The sequence below is a fragment of the Mucilaginibacter rigui genome, from assembly GCF_014773275.1.
In the GTDB taxonomy this organism is placed as follows: Bacteria; Bacteroidota; Bacteroidia; order Sphingobacteriales; family Sphingobacteriaceae; genus Mucilaginibacter; species Mucilaginibacter rigui_A.
Genome location: NZ_JACWMW010000001.1, coordinates 891,430 through 910,600, shown reverse-complemented (window position 1 = coordinate 910,600; position 19,171 = coordinate 891,430). Strand labels below are relative to the sequence as shown.

The 19,171-nt window shown below is 41.3% G+C and carries 18 protein-coding genes; 4 read left to right on the top strand and 14 right to left on the bottom strand.

All coding sequences use genetic code 11. From position 1 onward, the window contains the following. Positions 1-8 precede the first annotated feature (8 nt). The 6 genes from IDJ75_RS04120 to IDJ75_RS04095 all read right to left on the bottom strand — a co-directional run bounded on the left by IDJ75_RS04120 (position 9) and on the right by IDJ75_RS04095 (position 6,853). Entirely contained in the window at positions 9-968 is a 960-nt protein-coding gene (locus IDJ75_RS04120; protein WP_191174328.1) for a DUF6175 family protein, read from the bottom strand. Positions 969-984: 16 nt separating this feature from the next. Next, positions 985-1,470: a hypothetical protein gene (locus IDJ75_RS04115; protein WP_191174327.1), complete on the bottom strand. Its 486-nt coding sequence runs from the start codon at positions 1,468-1,470 to the stop codon at positions 985-987. Positions 1,471-1,482: 12 nt separating this feature from the next. After that, positions 1,483-2,004 (bottom strand): hypothetical protein, encoded by a 522-nt coding sequence (locus IDJ75_RS04110; protein WP_191174326.1) that lies wholly within the window; start codon positions 2,002-2,004, stop codon positions 1,483-1,485. Positions 2,005-2,025: 21 nt separating this feature from the next. Further along, on the bottom strand, positions 2,026-3,390 hold the full coding sequence (locus IDJ75_RS04105; protein ID WP_191174325.1) for a hypothetical protein: 1,365 nt from the start codon (positions 3,388-3,390) through the stop codon (positions 2,026-2,028). A 580-nt stretch (positions 3,391-3,970) separates the two neighbouring features. Then, positions 3,971-6,460: a replication restart helicase PriA gene (priA, locus tag IDJ75_RS04100; protein WP_191174324.1), complete on the bottom strand. Its 2,490-nt coding sequence runs from the start codon at positions 6,458-6,460 to the stop codon at positions 3,971-3,973. Between the two features lie 6 nt (positions 6,461-6,466). Beyond that, a complete protein-coding gene (locus IDJ75_RS04095; RefSeq protein WP_191174323.1) occupies positions 6,467-6,853 on the bottom strand; it encodes a DUF423 domain-containing protein in 387 nt (128 codons plus the stop codon). 86 nt (positions 6,854-6,939) lie between these two features. Between IDJ75_RS04095 and IDJ75_RS04090 the strand changes: the two genes are divergently transcribed. Then, complete coding sequence (locus tag IDJ75_RS04090; protein ID WP_191174322.1) at positions 6,940-8,538, top strand: hypothetical protein; 1,599 nt, start codon at positions 6,940-6,942, stop codon at positions 8,536-8,538. A 117-nt stretch (positions 8,539-8,655) separates the two neighbouring features. After that, positions 8,656-10,095: a DUF5723 family protein gene (locus IDJ75_RS04085; protein ID WP_191174321.1), complete on the top strand. Its 1,440-nt coding sequence runs from the start codon at positions 8,656-8,658 to the stop codon at positions 10,093-10,095. A 3-nt stretch (positions 10,096-10,098) separates the two neighbouring features. On the opposite strand, the gene tsaB is transcribed toward IDJ75_RS04085, so the two are convergent. The 4 genes from tsaB to rpmH form a co-directional block, all read right to left on the bottom strand. Then, complete coding sequence (tsaB, locus tag IDJ75_RS04080; RefSeq protein ID WP_191174320.1) at positions 10,099-10,782, bottom strand: tRNA (adenosine(37)-N6)-threonylcarbamoyltransferase complex dimerization subunit type 1 TsaB; 684 nt, start codon at positions 10,780-10,782, stop codon at positions 10,099-10,101. A 94-nt stretch (positions 10,783-10,876) separates the two neighbouring features. Continuing rightward, positions 10,877-11,119: a membrane protein insertion efficiency factor YidD gene (yidD, locus tag IDJ75_RS04075; RefSeq protein WP_191174319.1), complete on the bottom strand. Its 243-nt coding sequence runs from the start codon at positions 11,117-11,119 to the stop codon at positions 10,877-10,879. After that, positions 11,116-11,499 carry a ribonuclease P protein component gene (locus IDJ75_RS04070; protein ID WP_191174318.1) on the bottom strand — a complete coding sequence of 128 codons (384 nt, stop codon included), beginning with the start codon at positions 11,497-11,499 and terminating at the stop codon, positions 11,116-11,118. Before IDJ75_RS04070 ends, yidD begins: the two co-directional genes overlap by 4 nt. Positions 11,500-11,573: 74 nt before the next feature. Next, positions 11,574-11,732 (bottom strand): 50S ribosomal protein L34, encoded by a 159-nt coding sequence (gene rpmH, locus IDJ75_RS04065; protein WP_082800363.1) that lies wholly within the window; start codon positions 11,730-11,732, stop codon positions 11,574-11,576. 142 nt (positions 11,733-11,874) lie between these two features. Here rpmH and IDJ75_RS04060 point away from each other — a divergent pair, with 142 nt between their 5' ends. Next, the gene (locus IDJ75_RS04060) at positions 11,875-12,753 is read left to right on the top strand and encodes a ChaN family lipoprotein (protein WP_191174317.1); all 879 of its coding nucleotides are present in this window, start codon (positions 11,875-11,877) and stop codon (positions 12,751-12,753) included. Positions 12,754-12,788: 35 nt separating this feature from the next. Here the strand turns inward: IDJ75_RS04060 and IDJ75_RS04055 are convergent, their stop codons facing one another. Both IDJ75_RS04055 and mscL read right to left on the bottom strand, forming a co-directional pair. After that, positions 12,789-13,130: an MmcQ/YjbR family DNA-binding protein gene (locus tag IDJ75_RS04055; RefSeq protein ID WP_191174316.1), complete on the bottom strand. Its 342-nt coding sequence runs from the start codon at positions 13,128-13,130 to the stop codon at positions 12,789-12,791. Positions 13,131-13,182: 52 nt separating this feature from the next. Continuing rightward, positions 13,183-13,572: a large-conductance mechanosensitive channel protein MscL gene (mscL, locus tag IDJ75_RS04050; RefSeq protein ID WP_191174315.1), complete on the bottom strand. Its 390-nt coding sequence runs from the start codon at positions 13,570-13,572 to the stop codon at positions 13,183-13,185. A gap of 157 nt (positions 13,573-13,729) precedes the next feature. Here mscL and rpoN point away from each other — a divergent pair, with 157 nt between their 5' ends. Then, positions 13,730-15,205, top strand: a complete 1,476-nt coding sequence (rpoN, locus tag IDJ75_RS04045) for an RNA polymerase factor sigma-54 (RefSeq protein WP_191174314.1) — start codon at positions 13,730-13,732, stop codon at positions 15,203-15,205. 113 nt (positions 15,206-15,318) lie between these two features. Here the strand turns inward: rpoN and IDJ75_RS04040 are convergent, their stop codons facing one another. Then, entirely contained in the window at positions 15,319-16,335 is a 1,017-nt protein-coding gene (locus IDJ75_RS04040; protein WP_191174313.1) for a PorP/SprF family type IX secretion system membrane protein, read from the bottom strand. Beyond that, on the bottom strand, positions 16,335-19,046 hold the full coding sequence (locus IDJ75_RS04035; protein WP_191174312.1) for a gliding motility-associated C-terminal domain-containing protein: 2,712 nt from the start codon (positions 19,044-19,046) through the stop codon (positions 16,335-16,337). Before IDJ75_RS04035 ends, IDJ75_RS04040 begins: the two co-directional genes overlap by 1 nt. Positions 19,047-19,171 lie beyond the last annotated feature (125 nt).

Sequence of the window (19,171 nt, the reverse complement as noted above, 5' to 3'; positions counted from 1 at the left end):
TTTAATTATTACTTCTCGCCCAGTACTATCACCGCCTGGCCAAGGCCTTTAGCTGTAAGCTTGTTTACAATAGAGTATGGCGCCGCCGCAAGGAACTTTTGCAATCCACGGGCAAATCCCCGCGCATCTATTGCGTTACCGTTTGCATCATACAATGGGATGCGCACCTGCTCAAACAACATCATATTTTCGGTCGCATCGCTATTGCTGAAACGGCCTTTCAGGGAGTTGGCACGAACCCAGTCTTCAATAACTACATTTAGCTCTTTGCCACCGTACTCTGTTTCCAGGTCGTTTTTCCACGAATCGAACTTTTTGATGCGGATAATGATCTCGCGGCCATTCGCAAACAAGTCGTCGAAATGCCTTTGCAGGCCCACATTAAAGTTATCTACCTTATCGGCAACGGCTTCTTCCAGTAAAACAGCGGTCTCTGCCGAAAATGATGGATTACCTGTACCGCCTGCTGTGGCTACTTCCTTATCACTATAAGCATCAATCCCCTGCATAGTAAAACGTACCGACTTTTTGGGACCGGTTTTTAACACATCCCAGGTTAACTGGATGATGATATCGGCTTTGGCTGTTTTCTTAAGCTTATCCATTGGGCTTTCTGATACACCCGCACCACTTTTTGAGGTAAGGATAGCATTCTCGGCACGTTCAGACTCCAGCGTTTTAATAACCGATTCCATATTTTTTAGCGGGAAACCACGCTCGGCCATCATACCGTTTATCTTACTGATCACCGCCAGCAGGTCGCTATTTTCCTGGAACGCCCTTTTATAATCGGGGATCTTTACCTTGGTGCCCTGATCATCATACACCTGCATATAACCATTAGTATTACACCATACATCGCTTGGCACCACCATTAGGGTTGGCTTTTTTGCCTGCGAAAACCCTGCTGTTATTGCTCCCAGTACCATTAATGATACAAGAGCTATCTTCATTATCTGTCGTTTCATTGATTAGGATTGAATGTTATTGATTTATCAGGATGCCGTCGGCTATCATTTTATTTTTCAGCCCGGGCCTGTTTATTTTCAGCACGTAGCCGGTACTTTGGGCTACATCTTTAACCTTTTGCTGTTGTTTAGCCTTTTGCCCTGCGCGTTCCTCTATATAAAGCGCATATTTTTTATACTCGGAGTTAAAGAAGCGAATAAAATACTCTTCGTGGTTGGTATAAGCATTAGCCTCGTTCAGTATTGGTTTAACATCACAATCGGGTTTGCCTTCGCGCAGGCCATTAAACAAAACTTCGCGTATGGCAACCTTTTTGGCTTCTTCAATAGCATCCTCGCGGTTACGGTTGCCTGAGTAGGCAACTACTTTTTGCGCCCCATCAAACTCAACACCCAGGCATTCTGTTTTATAGGTATAGCTACTGTTCAACTGCTTTTGCTCGGCGCAGCTGCTAATTATAACCACCGCTACAAAACTTATATAAAGTAATTTTTTCTTCATGATGATTGATGTTTAAAAGCCCGCGTTTAATGATTTAATGATCCCGGCATCCTCCAGGTCCTTACGCAGAAGGGCTACGTTAACAGATACCAGCACGCCTATTTTATATTGCTTGCCAACCTTCATCCGGTCTTCGGCAGCCACGGCGCCATCACTTGCAAGCGATACAAACTTCATATACTTGCCACCGTCGGCAAAAAAATCTTTGAACCATTCATCCTTCTCCTGCTCTAAATTTGAGTTGGTAGTTAGCGGTGGTTTACCCAAAATACCCTGATCGCCGGCAAAACCTTTAAATATGATGCCATGCACGGCATTCTTTTTAGCCTGCTCAATAGCCACATTCGGCTTTTTTGAGTACGACCACACCTTTAAAAGGTAAGTACCCTGCACACCGGTGCCTGCTACTTCCAGCTCATATCTCCAGGCCTCGGTATCCTCATTTGCCTTTTTATTTGTTTGCGCGCTAACAACCGATGAAAAACCCGTTATCATCAGCATTAGTATTACCCAAATTGTAGTATGCTTTTTCATTATGTGTATTTAATTTGATGTTTACTTTACTTGCCTTAACAGCATACCTGCGTAAAATTTACCACCACCTTTAAAGTAAGTACGGTCAATTGCTGGTTTATCCTTATCTTTCTTTTTATCGTCTTTATCATTTGCAGATACTTCTTCGCCGGCGTTAAAGCGGTTATCCCATATCTGTTTTTTATCAACCGTTACGGTACCCTTTTTTACATAAGTGGTAAGTCCGGTTTTGGGGTCGACCGTTTGCTCAAGCACCTCGAATTTCTCGCCGCCTTCCAGGCCTTCCTTCATACCAATTTTAGCGGTAACCGGGTCGCCGGAATAGATTGGTGTTTTTGGTTTAAATACTTCGTAGGCCTTTTGCAGTTTGGCAAAAACGTGCTCAACATTACGTACAGTAGCCAGTTCAACTATCTGGTCTTCGGTACGGGTCTCTTTAAGCGAAAAAGTAACCAGGCTGCTAGATTTTTCGCTGCCTATATATTCCAACTCAAACAAATTGTTATTATCAAAAGCTTCTTTTCTTTTCTTGTCGATCTTAGCGCTTTTATCTATCCACATATCATTATAAAAAACAGACGCGATAGAGTCGTTCCATTTCAGCCGATACAGATATGAGGTTGTCCATACCGAATAACCTTCTTTCGCTTTGTTATAGGCAATATCAAGTACCTTGTAAGCAGCAGGTTGGAATAAGGCCGGCAAGTTATTAGCCTTAAGCTTTGCAACTTCCCTAATTGCAGCGGCAATAGGCTCATTACTTACAAATTTTAGTTTGGTTAAAACCACAAAGGTGTTTTTGATCAGTTCTTCACCAGCGTCAGACAATGACGCTGTGCCCCTTGCGCTGCCTTTGGCTATATTGGCCTGCATTTCGGTAGCATCGTACGAACCGCGTTCGCCAATAAGCTTCATATCAAAGCTGCCATCGGGCTGCCTGTTAAACCATTTGGCTACCAGCTGATTCGCTATCTTTTTATCCTTTACAATTTTGCCTGTTATAAAAGGCATATCTGAAGCGTCTTTATCTACAATGCCCGCCGTAACGCCCGATAACATGCTTGCTCCAAGGTTACCCATACCGCTCTTTTTTGTCCCTGCAGCTACTTTTTCAGCATCTGTAAGTACATATGATGACGGGTCGACAGATATCGTAGATATACTATGGTTGTTATATTTATCTGGAAACGGAGCCTCATGATAAGCTTTCATTACCACTTCTTTTCTCGGGAAATCTTCCGACTCCAGCAGGATGAGGTGTAACGAGCTTCTGCGGTATTTCAGCTCAGGGTGCTGATCTGTTGCCGCAGGTGTTTGGGCATTTACCGCCGTACTTAAACCTAAAAACAGGTTAAGTATAATGGTTAGTTTAGTTGTTTGTTTCATGATGTCGTGAGTGTAGTTTAAGTGTCTTATCAGGTTTGTTTAACTATGTATTTTGGGTTAATTATCAACTTTAAAAGTAGATGCTATTTATTTTGCCAACCCGAGTTATAACCTCGTTTATTTAGGGTGTTTTAACCCGGATAAATATGAAAAATACAGGCAATATTTGTTTATTACAGTTTTTATAACTGGTTTATATTAATAAATAAATGCGCGGATTATCTTTTTAAGATGTATTGCTTACGGTTGCTTTGAGGTTGTGCAATGTGTAAACACGATAACGATGGCGGCCGGAAAAGAGCCATAAAAAACTGCGACAATAGTTTCATATTTAAGGGCTTAAGTTGCGATAAATATAAATTATTTACTTCCCGTAGTATATTCAAATACATAAAATACCCAGAAGTGGGTATTTTTGTGTACCCTGCAACACACCACATTTAACGGTAAAGAGAATTTAGAAACCTATGGTTACCCTGCATAATTATTAAACAATATATTTCATACATATTATTCAACCTAAAAAAAATACTTAATAGAATTACCGGCGGGTAGTTTTGTAAAAACACCTTAATTATTCCTAATAGGGGTCAACATCGGGCTGAATAATGCTACCCTTACTTAGTTTAGTTGTTTGGAACTGAGTGATCACATCCCTGATGATAGCTTTTGCCTTTACGATAGAAATGGTATCTCGCTCAAACTTAAGCATGATAGATTTAATGTAGTAGTTGCGGATACGGTTTATAAGTGGCGCTTCGGGGCCTATAACGCGGTCGCCGAAATGCTTGCGCAGTTCGTTGGCAAGGTACTCGGCCTGGTTATACAATATCTCAGGGTTTCGGTGCTTCACATCCATACTGATGATGCGGAAGTATGGGGGGTATTTAAAGCTCTTACGCTCTTCCATTTCGGTAAAGTACAGGTCGGTATAATCATTTTCAATCACCTGTTTTATTACCCGGTGGTTAGGGTCATAAGTTTGTATCACCACCTTGCCCTGTTTACCCCTTCGCCCTGCCCTGCCGCTTACCTGGGCAAGCATCTGGTAACTGCGCTCGTTAGCACGATAATCGGGATATTTTAAAAGGCTATCGGCGTTAATGATACCTATTACGGTTACATCGGCAAAATCGAGCCCCTTGGCCACCATTTGGGTGCCTATTAAAATATCTATTTTCTTTTCTTCCAGGTTATTCAGGATAGTTTGCAGCGAATTACGGGAACGCGTAGTATCCAGATCCATACGCGCAAGCCGAACATCCGGCAACAGTACGGATAGCTCATCTTCTACCTTCTCGGTACCAAAACCTTTATATTCTAAATGGGTTGAGCCACAGGCCGGGCAAATGGTTGGCGAATCTTCTTTATATCCGCAATAATGACAATGCAGCTTGTGGGTATGTTTGTGATAAGTAAGGCTAACATCGCAATTAATACATTTTGGGGTATAAGCGCATACCTTGCACATTAGCACGGGGGCATAACCACGGCGGTTTTGGAACAGGATGATCTGCTCCTTATTATTAAGCGCCAGCTGCATATCCTGCATCAGCACACTACTAAAGTGCGATTGCATTGTTTTGCGTTTGGTTTCTTCAGATATGCTTACCACTTCTATTAATGGTAATTGCACACCGCCGTAACGTTCCGTTAGTTCAACAAAGCCATACTTATGTACACGTGCATTATAATAGGTCTCGAACGATGGTGTAGCCGAACCCAGCAGCACTTTACCTTTATAAATATTGGCCAGGTAAATAGCCGCGTCACGTGCGTTATAGCGTGGCGCCGGGTCAAATTGTTTGTAGGATGTTTCGTGCTCTTCATCTACAATGATCAGCCCCAGGTCGGTAAAAGGTAAGAATACCGACGAGCGTGCGCCAAGCACTACTTTATATTCGTTGTTCAGCACTTTTTGCCAAACCTCTACCCGCTCGTTATCATTAAAGCGCGAATGATAAACACCAATGGTGCCGCCAAAATAAACACGTAGACGCTCAATAATATGTGTAGTAAGTGCTATCTCGGGCAACAGGTAAAGCACCTGCCTTCCGGTGGCTACCATCTCTTCTATCAGTTTTATATAGATCTGCGTTTTGCCGGACGAGGTTACCCCATGCAGCAACACCACATCTTTTTCTTTTAATTGTGCCTGCACATCAGAAAGTGCAATTTCCTGTGCTTCGCTTAGTATAAAATTGCTTAACTGGTCATCGTCTTCGTCATAACCCAGGCGACTAACATTCCTGTCCTCGGCAATAAAAATATCTTTTTCAATAAGGGACTTGATACTGGAATCTCCCGAACCACTCTCTTCTATCAACTCATTTTTGGCAACAGCCTTTTGCCTGCGCGATAATTTAATAAAGGCCAGTACCGCGTCGGCCTGTTTTGGAGCGCGTTTCTCAAGTATATTGAATAGTTCCCGAAGGTTATCCTGGTTATGATACGCAGGGTTAAGTGTAAGGAAGGTGCGCTTACGGGGCTTATAACGCTCGCTCACTTCTTCAGATATCGTAACAATATTTTTCTCGAACAGTGATTTAAGAATCGGCATCACCGTTTTTTGCCCAAGCAGCTTGGCTATATCGCTAATGGTTAGTTCGGGCTGTATATCAAGCGCTTCGGTTATCAGGTATTCCTTATCGCTAAGGCTTGCCTTATCATAGGCAAAATCCTTATTAAGCATCACCCTGGTTTCGCTGGCCAGCTTAAGGGCCGATGGCAGGGCGGCGTTCATCACTTCGCCTTCGTTACACATATAGTACTCGGCCAGCCATTTCCAAAACTGCAGCTGGCGCTGGGTAACTACGGGCTGCTCGTCCAGTATATCTATGATGTATTTGGCTTCGTACTTTTCGGGCGCGTGCTCCGTTATAACTGATACAACTGCTGTATAGAGTTTACTTTTACCAAACTGCACCACTACCCGTTTGCCAACAGCAATGGCATTATTAAGTTCGTAAGGAACCCGGTAAGTGTAGTTGCGGCTTATAGCCAGCGGTAATATCACTTCAACAAAAAGTGTTTTACGCGTAGCCGACGAGCCTTCGGTAAATTCTAACATCCGTGTTTATTTGTTTCTGAAAGCAGCAAAAGCTAAAAATATCCATCCTGTAATGAACAGCAAACCGCCTATTGGTGTAACGGGGCCCAGTACTGCTAAACCCGGCATATTGATCAGATCGCGGCAGGCTAATAAATAAAGCGACCCCGAGAACAAAACAATACCAAAGGTAAACAGGTAATAAGTACTTACAATAACCTTGTTTTTAAAGCGGGTAAAGGTAGACAGGAACAACAGCGCGAATACATGGTAAAACTGGTATTGCACACCTGTTTGCCAAACTTCTAATTGATAAGGAGATAAAGAAGCCTTTAAGGCATGGGCGCCAAAAGCACCGGCAATAACGGCCAGCGCGCCAAAAAGCGATGCTGTAATAATTATTTGTTTGTTCATGCAGATATAAAAGGCTAAGTTAACCAAATGAAAGTATTACTTTATTGTGGTACGGTAAAATTCTAAATTGCACACGCAAACCCAGAATGAAACGACTGATAATTATTACTTTAGTTTTAGTTGCCGCAACGGCATTAATAACCGTTAAGTATTTTAAAAACTTAAATACCTCGGGGACCCATGCGGGTAATGTTATCCGCACCATCCCGGATAATGCCGCCGTGGTGTTTGAATTTACCAACGAGAAGAGTTTTTACGATATATACGCGGGCAATTCCTTGCTTACTAACCTTATTGGCGAGCAGGTAATAACCGACCTGGATACCGTGAGAAACGTACTTTTCAACAACCCGGCGCTGCTGTCATTTTTTACCGCCCGCAACGTGTTTGTCTCGATACATCCATCGCAAAGTAACCAGGTTGAACTACTGCTTACAGCATCAGCCGGAAAGGATGTTGACCTTACCGAGTTTGACCAATTAGCCAAACAAAAAAATACCGGGCTATTAATAACCCCGCTGCAAATTGGCGAAAAGAAAGGCTATAATATTTATTTCAACTCATTAAAAAAGCGTTTTTACCTGATCAATATTGATGGTAATATATTTTCAGGCAGCTTTTCAAAAGACCTGATCACCCAAAACGCCAACTACAAGCCCGACCGCGAGAAACAAGCGTTTATGCTGCTGCCGGATCAGCAAAACTCAAACTCGCTGGCTAATTTGTATATTAATTACGAACACCTTGGGCCGTTGTTCACTCAAATATTTAAAAACAGCAACACCGATATATTTAAACCCTTCAGAATATTACCCGCCCTGGCAGCCCTAAACCTTAATTTTAAGAATGATGCCGTTATGTTTAACGGTTACACCAATATACAACGAGATAAGCGGGGCACCTATTTGAATGTATTTACCAACCAACAGCCGGTAACAAATATACTTAAAGACCTATTCCCCTCTACAACCGCTTATGCTTTAAGCATGGCTGTATCAAACCCCGCAGGTTTTACTACAGACCTTACCGACTTTCAAACAAGGGCAGGTTTAAAAACCGAAAAAGACGCGCTGTTTGCCAAAATAAAAGCAGAAACAGGCATTAACCTGATACATGAGTTTACCCAATTATTGGGCAATGAATTTGCTGTCGTTACTACTCGTTACCAGGAAAAAATAGCGATTATTAACGTAAAGAATGGCTCAAAACTACGCCCATTTATGGCCAATATAAGCGGCATGATAACCGATGACGTTGGCCAGTTTAATTATACCAAGCTGCCCTTCTTTTTACTGGGCGACGCTTTTAACGCGTTTAAAAGGCCATACTTCCGCATAATTGATAACTACCTGGTGCTGGCCAACAGCGTAAAAGAACTGGAAAGTTATAACGATACTTATATGAACCGCAAGTTTTTAAACAAGACTGAACAGTACATAAAGTTTGATAACTTACTTGCCGAAAGAGGGAACGTTGCCTTTTTTATCCACTTTAAAAACGCGCAGCAGATTTTAAGGGACGGTTTAAAAGATGATTTTTATTTTGCCTATAAAAACAATTCATTATCCTGGAAGAACTTTTACGGGGCATCTTTTCAGTTTGCCGCAACTGATAAAAATTTCTACACAAATTTTTGCTTATTACAAAACATGCCCGATACTACTGTTAGTAAAAAAACAGACTAAAATTGACAAAACACAACCAAAAGCCCACAATTACGTAAAATGGAGCGTATATTAGTTGATAAGTTTTAAAGCAATTTATTTATGCGCCTGTAAACATCAGGTATGGCGAATGTGTGTATGAAGAATTTTCTATTGGCTGTTTGTTTTTTGTTTATCTCAGTTGAAACTTTTGGCCAGCAATTTTCCCAATACAATACCGGCACTTTGTATGACTCTTTTGAGAACCCGGCACAGGCGGCCTTCGTGCCCGATACCAGCCGCAAACTTGCGTTCAACTTTTTCATCCCCAACTTTAACAGCAACCTGTACGTTACGGGTAACGGCCAGGTACCGCTTAAAAGCCGCGCATTTAACGGCAAATATGCCAACACTGCCCTTACTATAGGCAATGGCCGCTTTAGCCGGGCAAATGCAAATGCAAACATTTATAGCTTAATGTTTAAAGCCTTTACCAGTTTAGATGGCAACCAGGAGATAGGTATATCTACCCAAACACGTGCAGAAGGCCGCGGGCTGTTTACAGACGAAAGTTTGTTGCTGCTAAATGGCCCTAACAGCTTCCCCGCCGATGATTATACTAACCTTTTCAATAATAATTATACCGAACAAACTTATCATCAAATAAGCTTCAACTATAGGGAAAAGGTTAATAAAAACTTTGCTTTCGGTTTTAAATTGAGCGCATTATTAGGTATACAGTATCAGCAGTTACAAATAGATCAATCGCACGTAACTTTTGACAGGGCAAGCGATGCAGCCGATATTAGCCTGCAGGGCAGGTACCGGATAAGCTACACGCCTGGAGAATTCAGCAAACACGATCTGCTCCCCACCTTAAGAAACCCGGGTGCCTCAATAAGTATTGGTACGGCTATCCGTACCAGAGATAATTTTAACATCCAGTTCAATGTAAAAAATATAGGTTTTATACACTGGTACAAAAGCTCAATTGTAAGCGAATTTAATACCACCCGCACCGCTCCTGACATTAGTACTAACCGTAGAGAGGATAATTTGTACGCCACAACGTATAGCATCATCCGCTCGGCAGATAAGCAACAATCTTTTACAACAGCTACTAATGGTGTAGCCGAGATTAGTGCAAATAAATCGTACTGGTTTGATTACGACAGGCGTTTTAAATACTCGCCAACGCTTATATTACAAAAAGAAGTATTTTACGATGGTTATACTGCCGCTCTTGTAAATCCCTTTCAGTATAATAACCTGGTAGGCACATTAACCACATCATATAGCAATTACGGTATTTTTAGCGCCGGCTTGCAATTCATGGTAAAAACACCAAATATTGAGTTTTTCATCGGCAGCGATCGCATTATGCAATCGGTTAGCTTTGCTGCTGCCGCAAATAAAAGTGAAACACAGATCAATAAGAGTGCATCCTACACAGGCGCCGATTTGTTTATGGGTTTTTCAATAAAATTTGGGAATGTAATAGAACACCCGCTGAATAGCAGCCACATTCCATTGGGCGACAGGCCGGGTTTTATAACCCGCTTATGGAACAGCATTTTCCATAAAGACAGGAACGATTGATAATTAGCTATCTGCCTTTTTTCCGGCAATAAAATCCTTAAGATAGTAAGGTTCAAAATAAGCAACATCCTCATAATCGGCAAGTGCAAACTTATCGGCAGCAATTTGGGTAAGGTGCTTAGCAGAGTTTTCAAACCCAGCTAAAAAGGTCGCGTTTGGGTTATGGCTTAATGCCTGTCGACATTTATCGGCACCATCGCCAAAAAACAATACTTTATTTTCGGCAAGGATGTCACTAAAGCTATCCGCATCAATAATTTCGGCCGCTACAGGCTTTATAACCTCGCCTGCTGCATTATATATAGCAGTGTAAACTTCCATGCGGCGGGCATCTATCATCGGGCACAATAACGTATCCTTATCCGTAGTATAATTTTGTACTGCTCCTTTAGCCATAGCTGCCAATGTTGGTACAGCTATTAGTGGTTTATCTAAAGCAAAGCACAAGCCTTTAGCAGTTGATACCCCAATGCGCAGGCCAGTATATGAGCCGGGGCCACAGCTCACTGCAATAGCGTCCAGATCGGCATAAGTACTATCCGTTTGCGCCATCAATTCATCAATATAAACAGTAATGACCTCGGCATGTATGTTACGGGCGTTTATTTCTTTAAAAGCCAATACCTTACCATTATTTGCCAAAGCTACCGAGCACGATGTTGTTGCTGTTTCTATTTGTAGTATCATTCTGTAAAGTCAAAATTAAAAGTTAAAATTAAAAAGTGAAAGCGATATACCTATACAAGGTTTTGACTTTTCACTTATGAATTTAACTTGCCGGCTAAGGTACCGGATCGTGCCCGTGCCCGCCCCACGGGTTGCAGCGTGCTATACGCTTTAGCGTGAGCCAACCACCTTTAAAAGGGCCGTATTTTTTAATGGCCTCAACACCGTATTGGGAACAGGTAGGCGTATACCTGCACGCATTAGGTAATACAGGCGAAATAAGATACTGGTATGCTTTTATCAGCAATAAAAAAAAAGCACCAATAACTCTTTTTATCCCTTTTATTAAAAAATTCATTTACTGGCTTCCCCCGCAAGCTGTATTAAAAGCTTAAGCATCCTTTTTTCAAAAAAGTCATAAGGGGAAATTTCTTTGCCAATGTAACTGATAGATAGCACCATTTTTTTACCGGCACCACTCAATACATCATATAATTGCGCTTGTTTATTAAGCCTGTAGGCTTCGCGCATGCGGCGTTTAACCAGGTTACGGTCTACAGCACGCTTGTAGCGCTTCTTGGCAACAGAAAATACTATCTGCACAGGGGATTGCTGCTCACCATCAGTAAACATCCAAGAAGCCTTATAGGGGTAACACAAAAAAGAAGAGCCGTTATGAAAAAGCCCGTCAATAAGCTTTTTATTACATAACCGTTCTTCTTTTTTAAAAGTATACATAGTTGTTGATGCTGAACCGAAAACATGTTTACATAACCGGGTCAGCTCCTTTTACAAGGAGTAAACAACCAGAATTATGCTTTGTGGCTGCGTTCGTCAGAAACAGTTAACCTTTTTCTGCCTTTAGCTCTTCTTGCTGCAAGGATCCTTCTGCCATTAGCAGTTGACATGCGCTCACGGAAACCGTGTTTATTTCTTCTTTTCCTTTGTGAGGGCTGAAACGTTCTTTTCATAACTATATTTTATTCTTTATTCTATACGTCTGTGTTTTTAAAACAAGAGCGCAAATGTAGCCTTTTTTTTAGTTTTTTCAAATACAAATGTGGTAATTTGATAATCGATATTTATCAACTTATTAACATACCCAAGCAATATATGAAATTTACCACCTTATCCATACTATTTTTGCTGCCATTATTTGCCTTTTGCCAGGAGCCAATCGCGCAAAATTACAAAATCTATAACACCGCAAAGGGCAGCATGGCTACTGTTGATGATATTGTAAACGACTTAAGCAAAGCTGATGTATTGTTTTTTGGCGAAGAGCACAACGATAGCACAGGCCATTATTTGGAGAGCCTTATCTTTAAAAAAATAGCCGAGAAGTACCCGGCTAAATCGGCCCTGTCTATGGAGATGTTCCAGACAGATTGCCAGACCGTGTTGAATGAGTACCTGGCCGATTTTATTCGTGAGAAAAATTTGATAGCCGAAGGCCGCACCTGGAAAAACTATAAAGACTACCGGCCTATGGTAGAAACGGCCAAAGCCGCGCACTTACCCGTTATAGCCGCCAATGCCCCTACCCGTTATACAAACATGGTTACCCGCGTTGGTTTAACCGACCTGCAAAAGCTGGACGCCACTGCAAAAGGTTGGTTAGCACCATTACCTATTGATACCGCTACAGGGCCTTATTACGAGAAATTTGTAACAATTATGGGCGGGCATAGCGCAATGGGTAACCTAAAGATCTACCAATCGCAAAACCTGTGGGATGCTACCATGGGCTGGAATATAGCCCAATTTTTGAAGTCGCATCAAGGGTATAAGGTATTCCAGGTGAATGGAGGTTTTCATAGTGAGGAGAAGATGGGCACAGCAGCGCAGCTAAAAAAATATCTACCTAAAGTGCGCATCATCAATATACAGGCTTATGCCGATGAAAGCTTTGACAACCCCGACTGGAGCAAATTCGCCAAACTGGGCGATTATGTTATTTTAACCAACCCCAAACTGGCCAAGACTTTTTAGTCATTGGTCAATTGGGGTGATAATTTTCGGGTAGCTTATTCAAAAACCACCAACTCTGCCAGGCGCTTTGGTGCTACTTCGCAGTAGGCGACTTTTAAAATTTCGGTGAGCATTTCTTTGTGTACGGCTTGCAGGTTTACATGCGTCCAACCCTGTTTGCCCCATTTGTTGGGAACGGGATAAATAACAGTACTATCAAACGTGCAGAAGATATCCTGATTGGCTGGCGAGAGTTTAACCGTTGCACGACTTTCTTTGATATTCACAGTAGCAAACAGCTTTTTACCGATCCGGAAACCTGTTTTATCGGCATGTGGCCCCTCGGTAGCTTGAGGTAATGATAGGGCAATACCGCGCAGGGTTTCAATATCTATCATACCCACAAAAAGCTTGTGTAAAATATAATGTATTATAACAACTAACCGTTTATTAAGCCTTTTTCGCCAATATATCGCGTATCTCTGTAAGTAAGATCTCTTCTTTAGTTGGTGCAGGTGGCGCTGAAGGTGTTGCTTCTTCGTTTTTCTTAAACTTGTTAATAACTGTTATAATAACAAAAAGAGATAGAGCAATAATTATAAATGAAATTACCTGCGATATAAAGTTACCATATTTTATAGCCGTGCCTGGGATAACCAGCTGACTTAAGTTACTCAAATTAGCTGCCTTTAATGCCGGGGTTAGCACTGCCGGGGTAATAATATCATCAACAAGTGATTTAACAATTCCGCTAAAGGCTGCACCTATCACTACAGCTACAGCCAGATCCAATACATTACCCTTAACAGCAAACTCTTTAAACTCTTTTATAAATCCCATAATGTTGATGTGTTGTGTGTGTAATTAAAGTTAGCAATAAATTTATTCTACGTCCAAACAAAATCCGTGCAAAAGTATTTTAAACCCTAAATAAACCACTTACAAGTAATTTTTAAACTTTAAGGTAATTGGTGTATTTTTGGCCTCGTCTATAATTATGCTTAAACAAAATCTTCAACAAAAACTCTTACAAAAACTTTCGCCTCAGCAAATTCAATTTATAAAATTGCTGCAGGTGCCTACTGTATCTCTTGATACCCGTATTAAAGAAGAATTGGAAGAAAACCCAGCGCTTGAAGACTTAAGCTTAACTAACCTGAACGAACCTGAGGAACAATACCCCGACCGCGACCCTGACGAAGACACTTATAACGGTGACGAAGATCAGGGCCCAATGGATGAGTTTAATATTGACGATTACCTGCAAGACGACAACGTAAACGATTACGGCACGCGTTATGACCAGAATGGCGATGACGAGGATGAGCGGAAGGAAATCCCTATTGCTGTACAAAGCTCATTTTTTGAGAGCCTGCAGGCACAACTTGACCTACTCCCCTTGTCTGACAAGGATTTTAGCATAGGAAAGCAAATTATAGGCAGCCTTGATGATGATGGGTATCTGCGCAGGCCTATCATGTCGCTTACTGATGATTTGGCCTTCTCGCAGAATGTTATAGCCGATGATGAAGAGGTGGAGGATATGCTTAAGGTAATACAAAGCTTTGACCCCCCGGGTGTTGGCGCGCGCAGTTTACAAGAATGCCTGCTGATACAGCTTAAACGTAAAGACCCCAACGATCTGATTATAAAGAAGGCTATCCTGGTGGTTGAAAATTACCTCGATGAGTTTACACGAAAGCATTACGATAAGCTGGAGAAATCATTAAACATGACTTCGATTGAGCTGCGTGGTGTTGTTAACGAGATATTAAAACTTAACCCCAAACCAGGCGACAGCAACGAGGTAAGCACCAAGCAAATGCAGGTGATACCCGATTTCCATATCAAAAACAATGATGGCGTACTCATACTTACCCTAAACTCTAAAAACGCCCCCGAGCTAAAGGTGAGCCGCTCCTACCAGGAGATGTTTCAGCATTATGATAAGGCATCGCAAAAAGATAAAAAGCTAAAAGAAGCAGTGCAGTTTGTAAAGCAAAAGCTTGATTCGGCCAAGTGGTTTATTGATGCTATTAAACAGCGCCAGCAAACCTTGCTGAAAACCATGAACGCCATAATGCAATACCAGTACGATTTCTTTTTAACCGGCGATGATAAGAATTTGAAACCGATGATCCTGAAGGATATTGCCGACCGGATTGGGATGGATATATCTACTGTATCGCGCGTGGCAAACTCTAAATATGTACAAACAGAGTTTGGTACCTTCCTGTTAAAATCATTCTTCAGCGAAGCTATCCAAACCGAAAGCGGTGAGGAAGTATCAAACAAAGAGGTTAAGAAAATCCTGGAAGAACATATTGGCAAAGAAGACAAGCGCCACCCCCTTGCAGACGAAAAACTAACCGATATATTAAAAGATGCTGGTTATAACATTGCCCGCCGTACCGTTGCCAAATACCGCGAGCAAATGAATATACCGGTGGCAAGGCTAAGGAAAGAACTTTAGGATAAAGATTCAAGACTATTGAGTTAAGACATAGAAAAGCCCTTTAAGTTCATTAAAGGGCTTTTTGCTATTTCTTATCTTGGTTCTCGATTCTCAAATCTTGATTTTATCCTCTACCATCCGTGCTGCGGACTGGTCAATTTATATCGGTTATTCAGCATGATACCCAATACAATTTCATGCGATCCGTTACTAACCGTGCGTAATGCTGAAGTAGTGGCATCATAAGAATAGCTTACGTTAACAAACGAGCTTAGGTTAAAACCCGCCAGTATTCCGAAAGAATCATCCTTACGATACGAGCCGCCAAACCAGAACCTGTCACGAAAGGAAAGCTTCATGTTAATATCAAATGTTGTTGGCGCGGGTTGTATAAATTTTATCAGTGCCGATGGTAACAGGCTTACATCGTCCGTTAAGTAGAGTTTATACCCAACCGTTGCAAAATAATGCGGCACCGTTTTACTTAGGTTTGAATTATTCCCGGTTGTGATGTACTGGTTTTGCGGTATTATTTGCTGAGCCGATATCCCAACATAATAATCTGCAGAATATAACCAAACGCCTACACTTGCATCGGGTTTCCATTGATTATTATTGATATCCCTCAGTACCGGATCGTCCTGATTCTCCAGAGTTATAAGCGATGTATTTAAATGCAAATGATTGAAACCGGCAGATACCCCTACGGCTAAATTTAGCCTTGGGGCAAGGCCAAGGTGGTAAGCATAGGTTGCGGCCATATTGGTTTGGTCAATAGGCCCTGCTTTATCAGTAACCAGCATAAAGCCGATACCGTGGTGGGGTTCGGCGGCCTGGTAATCGCGGGTATACATCCTGCTGTAAGGGTTCTCTCCGCCTGATGATGGGAATGCTGTTGCATCGCCTTCGGTAAAATTGCTACCAAGCGGAGCATTTATACTAAAATAAGCGGTAACTGGTGCGCCTTCAAGGCCTGTCCACTGGCTACGATAACCAAGTTTCACATCCGTATAGTTTTCTATACCCGCAACGGCCGGGTTTAACAGATAGTTGTTAAAAATATATTGAGTGTATTGTGGCTTTTGCTGTGCGTAAACGCCCGTTGTGCAAAAAAATATGATAACAATAGGTAAAACTTTCTTCAGCATTATTTAATAATAGTTACGTTGCCGGAAATAACCTTCCGCCCGTTTTTAGGGTTTATTATGTAATAATATGTACCTGTGGGCAACACATTACCGTTGAACCTTCCATCCCATGGTGAGGCATAACCAACAGACGAATATACCTTTTCTCCCTGTCTGTTGTATATGTCAACTGTATTTCCCGGGTAAGTATCTAAATATTTTATTGTCCACGTATCATTTATCCCATCACCGTTAGGTGTAAAGGCATTTACCACAACTGGTTTTTTTAGCACTTTAACAAAAATATCATCGTATGCGGTGCAGCCGGCAGCAGTTGTAACGGTAAGTTTATATCGGGTATCTTCTGCTACAGAACAAACCGGATTTAACACATTAGGATTATCTAAACCCCTAATAGGTTGCCATTGATACGTAAGGCCACCGCCGCTTGCTGTACCCGGCAGTACAACACTTTCCCCTTCAAGCAAAGTAAAATCATCACCTAAGTTTATGGCAGGTAAGGCATTAACAATAACATCCTGGGTTACGGTGGCGTCACACCCGTTTGATGCAATAAAATGATAGGTTACAGTAAAAGTTCCCGCTCCCGAAACCGCAGGGTTAAATACCCCTGCTGAATTAACACCAGTACCACTAAAAACGCCAACACCCGCAAAACCTTTATTATCAGCTACAAACTGCACCGGGCCATCTGTTTGGCACATAGGGCCAATATTATTTATAGCTACAGACGGGCTTCCCTTAATAATAACTTCATGTTCAATCCCATTGTCGCATAAACCATTTTCACCTGTGTAAACAATCATTTTTATTGTATAAGGAGTAGATGTAGCAGAATAATCATATGTATGCTTATAATTCTTATCTACAGGCATATCGCCGCTATTAAACACATCAAATACATCCGGATGATTAAGGTAGTCCCAATAAATTTTAATTTTAGTAACACTACCTTCATCCGCTATCGATTCATCATGCAAAGTTATCTCGTTGGCACTACACAAATTCCCTGTAGTTGTAAAGGCTGCTGTTGCAAAATCGGCGATATTAAAATTCAACTCAATATCTTTGCTTGTTCCGCAGTCGTCTGTTAAAGAATTGGGAATTACAGTAGCAGTAACATTATGATTTCCTTTCAGATAGGTATTAACCCCCGGATAATCATACCTGTAAAGTGTTATACCATCTTTTGTAAAAGGTACACCAACAGGGTTATTAAATATTTGTGCTGAAGCATTATCAAAATGCCATTTTATTTGGGTTGTTTGATACGGTAACACAAGCTGCAATTTATAATTTAAACCACTACAGCCACTTACCTGGTCTGTATTTGTTACAGGATCAACCAAACTAACATATTCATTCAGATTTTTAAGATTTGCACCTGCTGAATACCCGTATGACTCGTTAGCGCCAAAGCCATAGGCTATTGCATTAAAGCCACCAGCAGCACTAATGTAATGTGTGCCAGCCTGAACACGTATTTGGGCATAGGCATAACCCGATCCATCAGGCAATTCGGCAAAATCAGTATAGGGTGCACCGTCAAGCTTAAATGTTGAAGCCATATTGGCTTTTATAACAATATTTACATAGTGATTCGAAATTAAGAATGCACTTGTTGAATATAATGTAACATGGTCAAGTGTTTGTTCAACGGGGTTAAGGTATATCATTTCTGGATCGCCCAGATCACCTGTATCAAAATTACAACTGTTTTCAATTTTACCCTGACTAACAGCATACTGAACCACCTGTATAGGTTTATCACCTATAATATGATTAGGCTGTGTTGAACTGAACTCGTAGTAATTAGTGTTCTGAAAGTTTGATGCAGGAATGGTTACACCATTTATTTTAAGCAACGTATTCGGGTCGCTCAAAATCACTCTGTAAATATCATAATTTCTCCTTTTTAATGGTACAGTTATGTAGTCTTTTCCCCACGCTGCAGTAGGATAAACCTGTTGAAAAAGATTATCTGATGTGAAATTATTATCCCTGCACCCAATGCCTATTTTGGTACTGCCAGAAAAAACCGCTATTTTTTTACATGCTCCGCTGGCCGAACTAATGCTGCGTATTTTAGTATTTGTAAGGTCTCTTGTTGATAGGCCCTGGTAAACTTCTCCTTTACTTAACACTATTGTAAATGGCACGCCTTTATTGTGGCCATCAATTAAGCTATTTGAGGGTGTAATTTCAATGGTGGTATTATCTTCTGTTGCTACAATATTAAAAACTGAATACGTTTTTTTATTGGCGTTTGATTCCTGTGTGTAATTAATAGAATAATAACTTTTACCTAACACATTAACCGGTAATAAAAGTGTAGCACCCGATACACTTTTAGAAAAAATATGAGCATAAACCGCAATATTATCCACCGCCGTAATATGCAGCCCCTTTAGCACTTTATTCTCATCAATTAAAAATGCAGCCCTTGGGATTGATATAGTTGTAATTTGCCTTGCTGTAACATTAAACGGGATTGGATCAAAGCTGCCATCAGCAATTTCTACCACGCCGGATGTATTGTGGTCGGCAGTAATATATAATGCCATTTCACTTTCCCCATTGTCTTCCACATGCGACATATAGGCCGTCCAGAACTCCTTGCCCTGGCTTGAGGTCCCCTGGGCGAAGCTTAGATAGCTGCAACAAACTAAAACGCATGCTATTAAAACACGTAAAGCCTTTTCCCTATTCAATTTAATAACTGGTTTATTTCTTGCTATATCACATGCAGTGCATTGATATTAAAGTATTAAATGTAAACAGATTTATTGTAAAGCAAAATACAGCCCCGCTTATCTTTGTAACAAGGTTGATAGCG

Excerpts from the sequence above, each read along its gene's own strand:
- tsaB (WP_191174320.1), bottom strand. The coding sequence starts at position 10,782 with ATGATACTACAAATAGAAACAGCAACAACATCGTGCTCGGTAGCTTTG.
- IDJ75_RS04120 (WP_191174328.1), bottom strand. The coding sequence starts at position 968 with ATGAAACGACAGATAATGAAGATAGCTCTTGTATCATTAATGGTACTG.
- mscL (WP_191174315.1), bottom strand. The coding sequence starts at position 13,572 with ATGGGATTTATAAAAGAGTTTAAAGAGTTTGCTGTTAAGGGTAATGTA.
- IDJ75_RS04085 (WP_191174321.1), top strand. The coding sequence starts at position 8,656 with ATGAAGAATTTTCTATTGGCTGTTTGTTTTTTGTTTATCTCAGTTGAA.
- IDJ75_RS04090 (WP_191174322.1), top strand. The coding sequence starts at position 6,940 with ATGAAACGACTGATAATTATTACTTTAGTTTTAGTTGCCGCAACGGCA.
- IDJ75_RS04040 (WP_191174313.1), bottom strand. The coding sequence starts at position 16,335 with ATGCTGAAGAAAGTTTTACCTATTGTTATCATATTTTTTTGCACAACG.
- priA (WP_191174324.1), bottom strand. The coding sequence starts at position 6,460 with ATGTTAGAATTTACCGAAGGCTCGTCGGCTACGCGTAAAACACTTTTT.
- rpmH (WP_082800363.1), bottom strand. The coding sequence starts at position 11,732 with ATGAAAAGAACGTTTCAGCCCTCACAAAGGAAAAGAAGAAATAAACAC.
- yidD (WP_191174319.1), bottom strand. The coding sequence starts at position 11,119 with ATGAATTTTTTAATAAAAGGGATAAAAAGAGTTATTGGTGCTTTTTTT.
- IDJ75_RS04110 (WP_191174326.1), bottom strand. The coding sequence starts at position 2,004 with ATGAAAAAGCATACTACAATTTGGGTAATACTAATGCTGATGATAACG.
- IDJ75_RS04115 (WP_191174327.1), bottom strand. The coding sequence starts at position 1,470 with ATGAAGAAAAAATTACTTTATATAAGTTTTGTAGCGGTGGTTATAATT.
- IDJ75_RS04055 (WP_191174316.1), bottom strand. The coding sequence starts at position 13,130 with ATGATAGATATTGAAACCCTGCGCGGTATTGCCCTATCATTACCTCAA.
- rpoN (WP_191174314.1), top strand. The coding sequence starts at position 13,730 with ATGCTTAAACAAAATCTTCAACAAAAACTCTTACAAAAACTTTCGCCT.
- IDJ75_RS04060 (WP_191174317.1), top strand. The coding sequence starts at position 11,875 with ATGAAATTTACCACCTTATCCATACTATTTTTGCTGCCATTATTTGCC.
- IDJ75_RS04070 (WP_191174318.1), bottom strand. The coding sequence starts at position 11,499 with ATGTATACTTTTAAAAAAGAAGAACGGTTATGTAATAAAAAGCTTATT.
- IDJ75_RS04105 (WP_191174325.1), bottom strand. The coding sequence starts at position 3,390 with ATGAAACAAACAACTAAACTAACCATTATACTTAACCTGTTTTTAGGT.
- IDJ75_RS04095 (WP_191174323.1), bottom strand. The coding sequence starts at position 6,853 with ATGAACAAACAAATAATTATTACAGCATCGCTTTTTGGCGCGCTGGCC.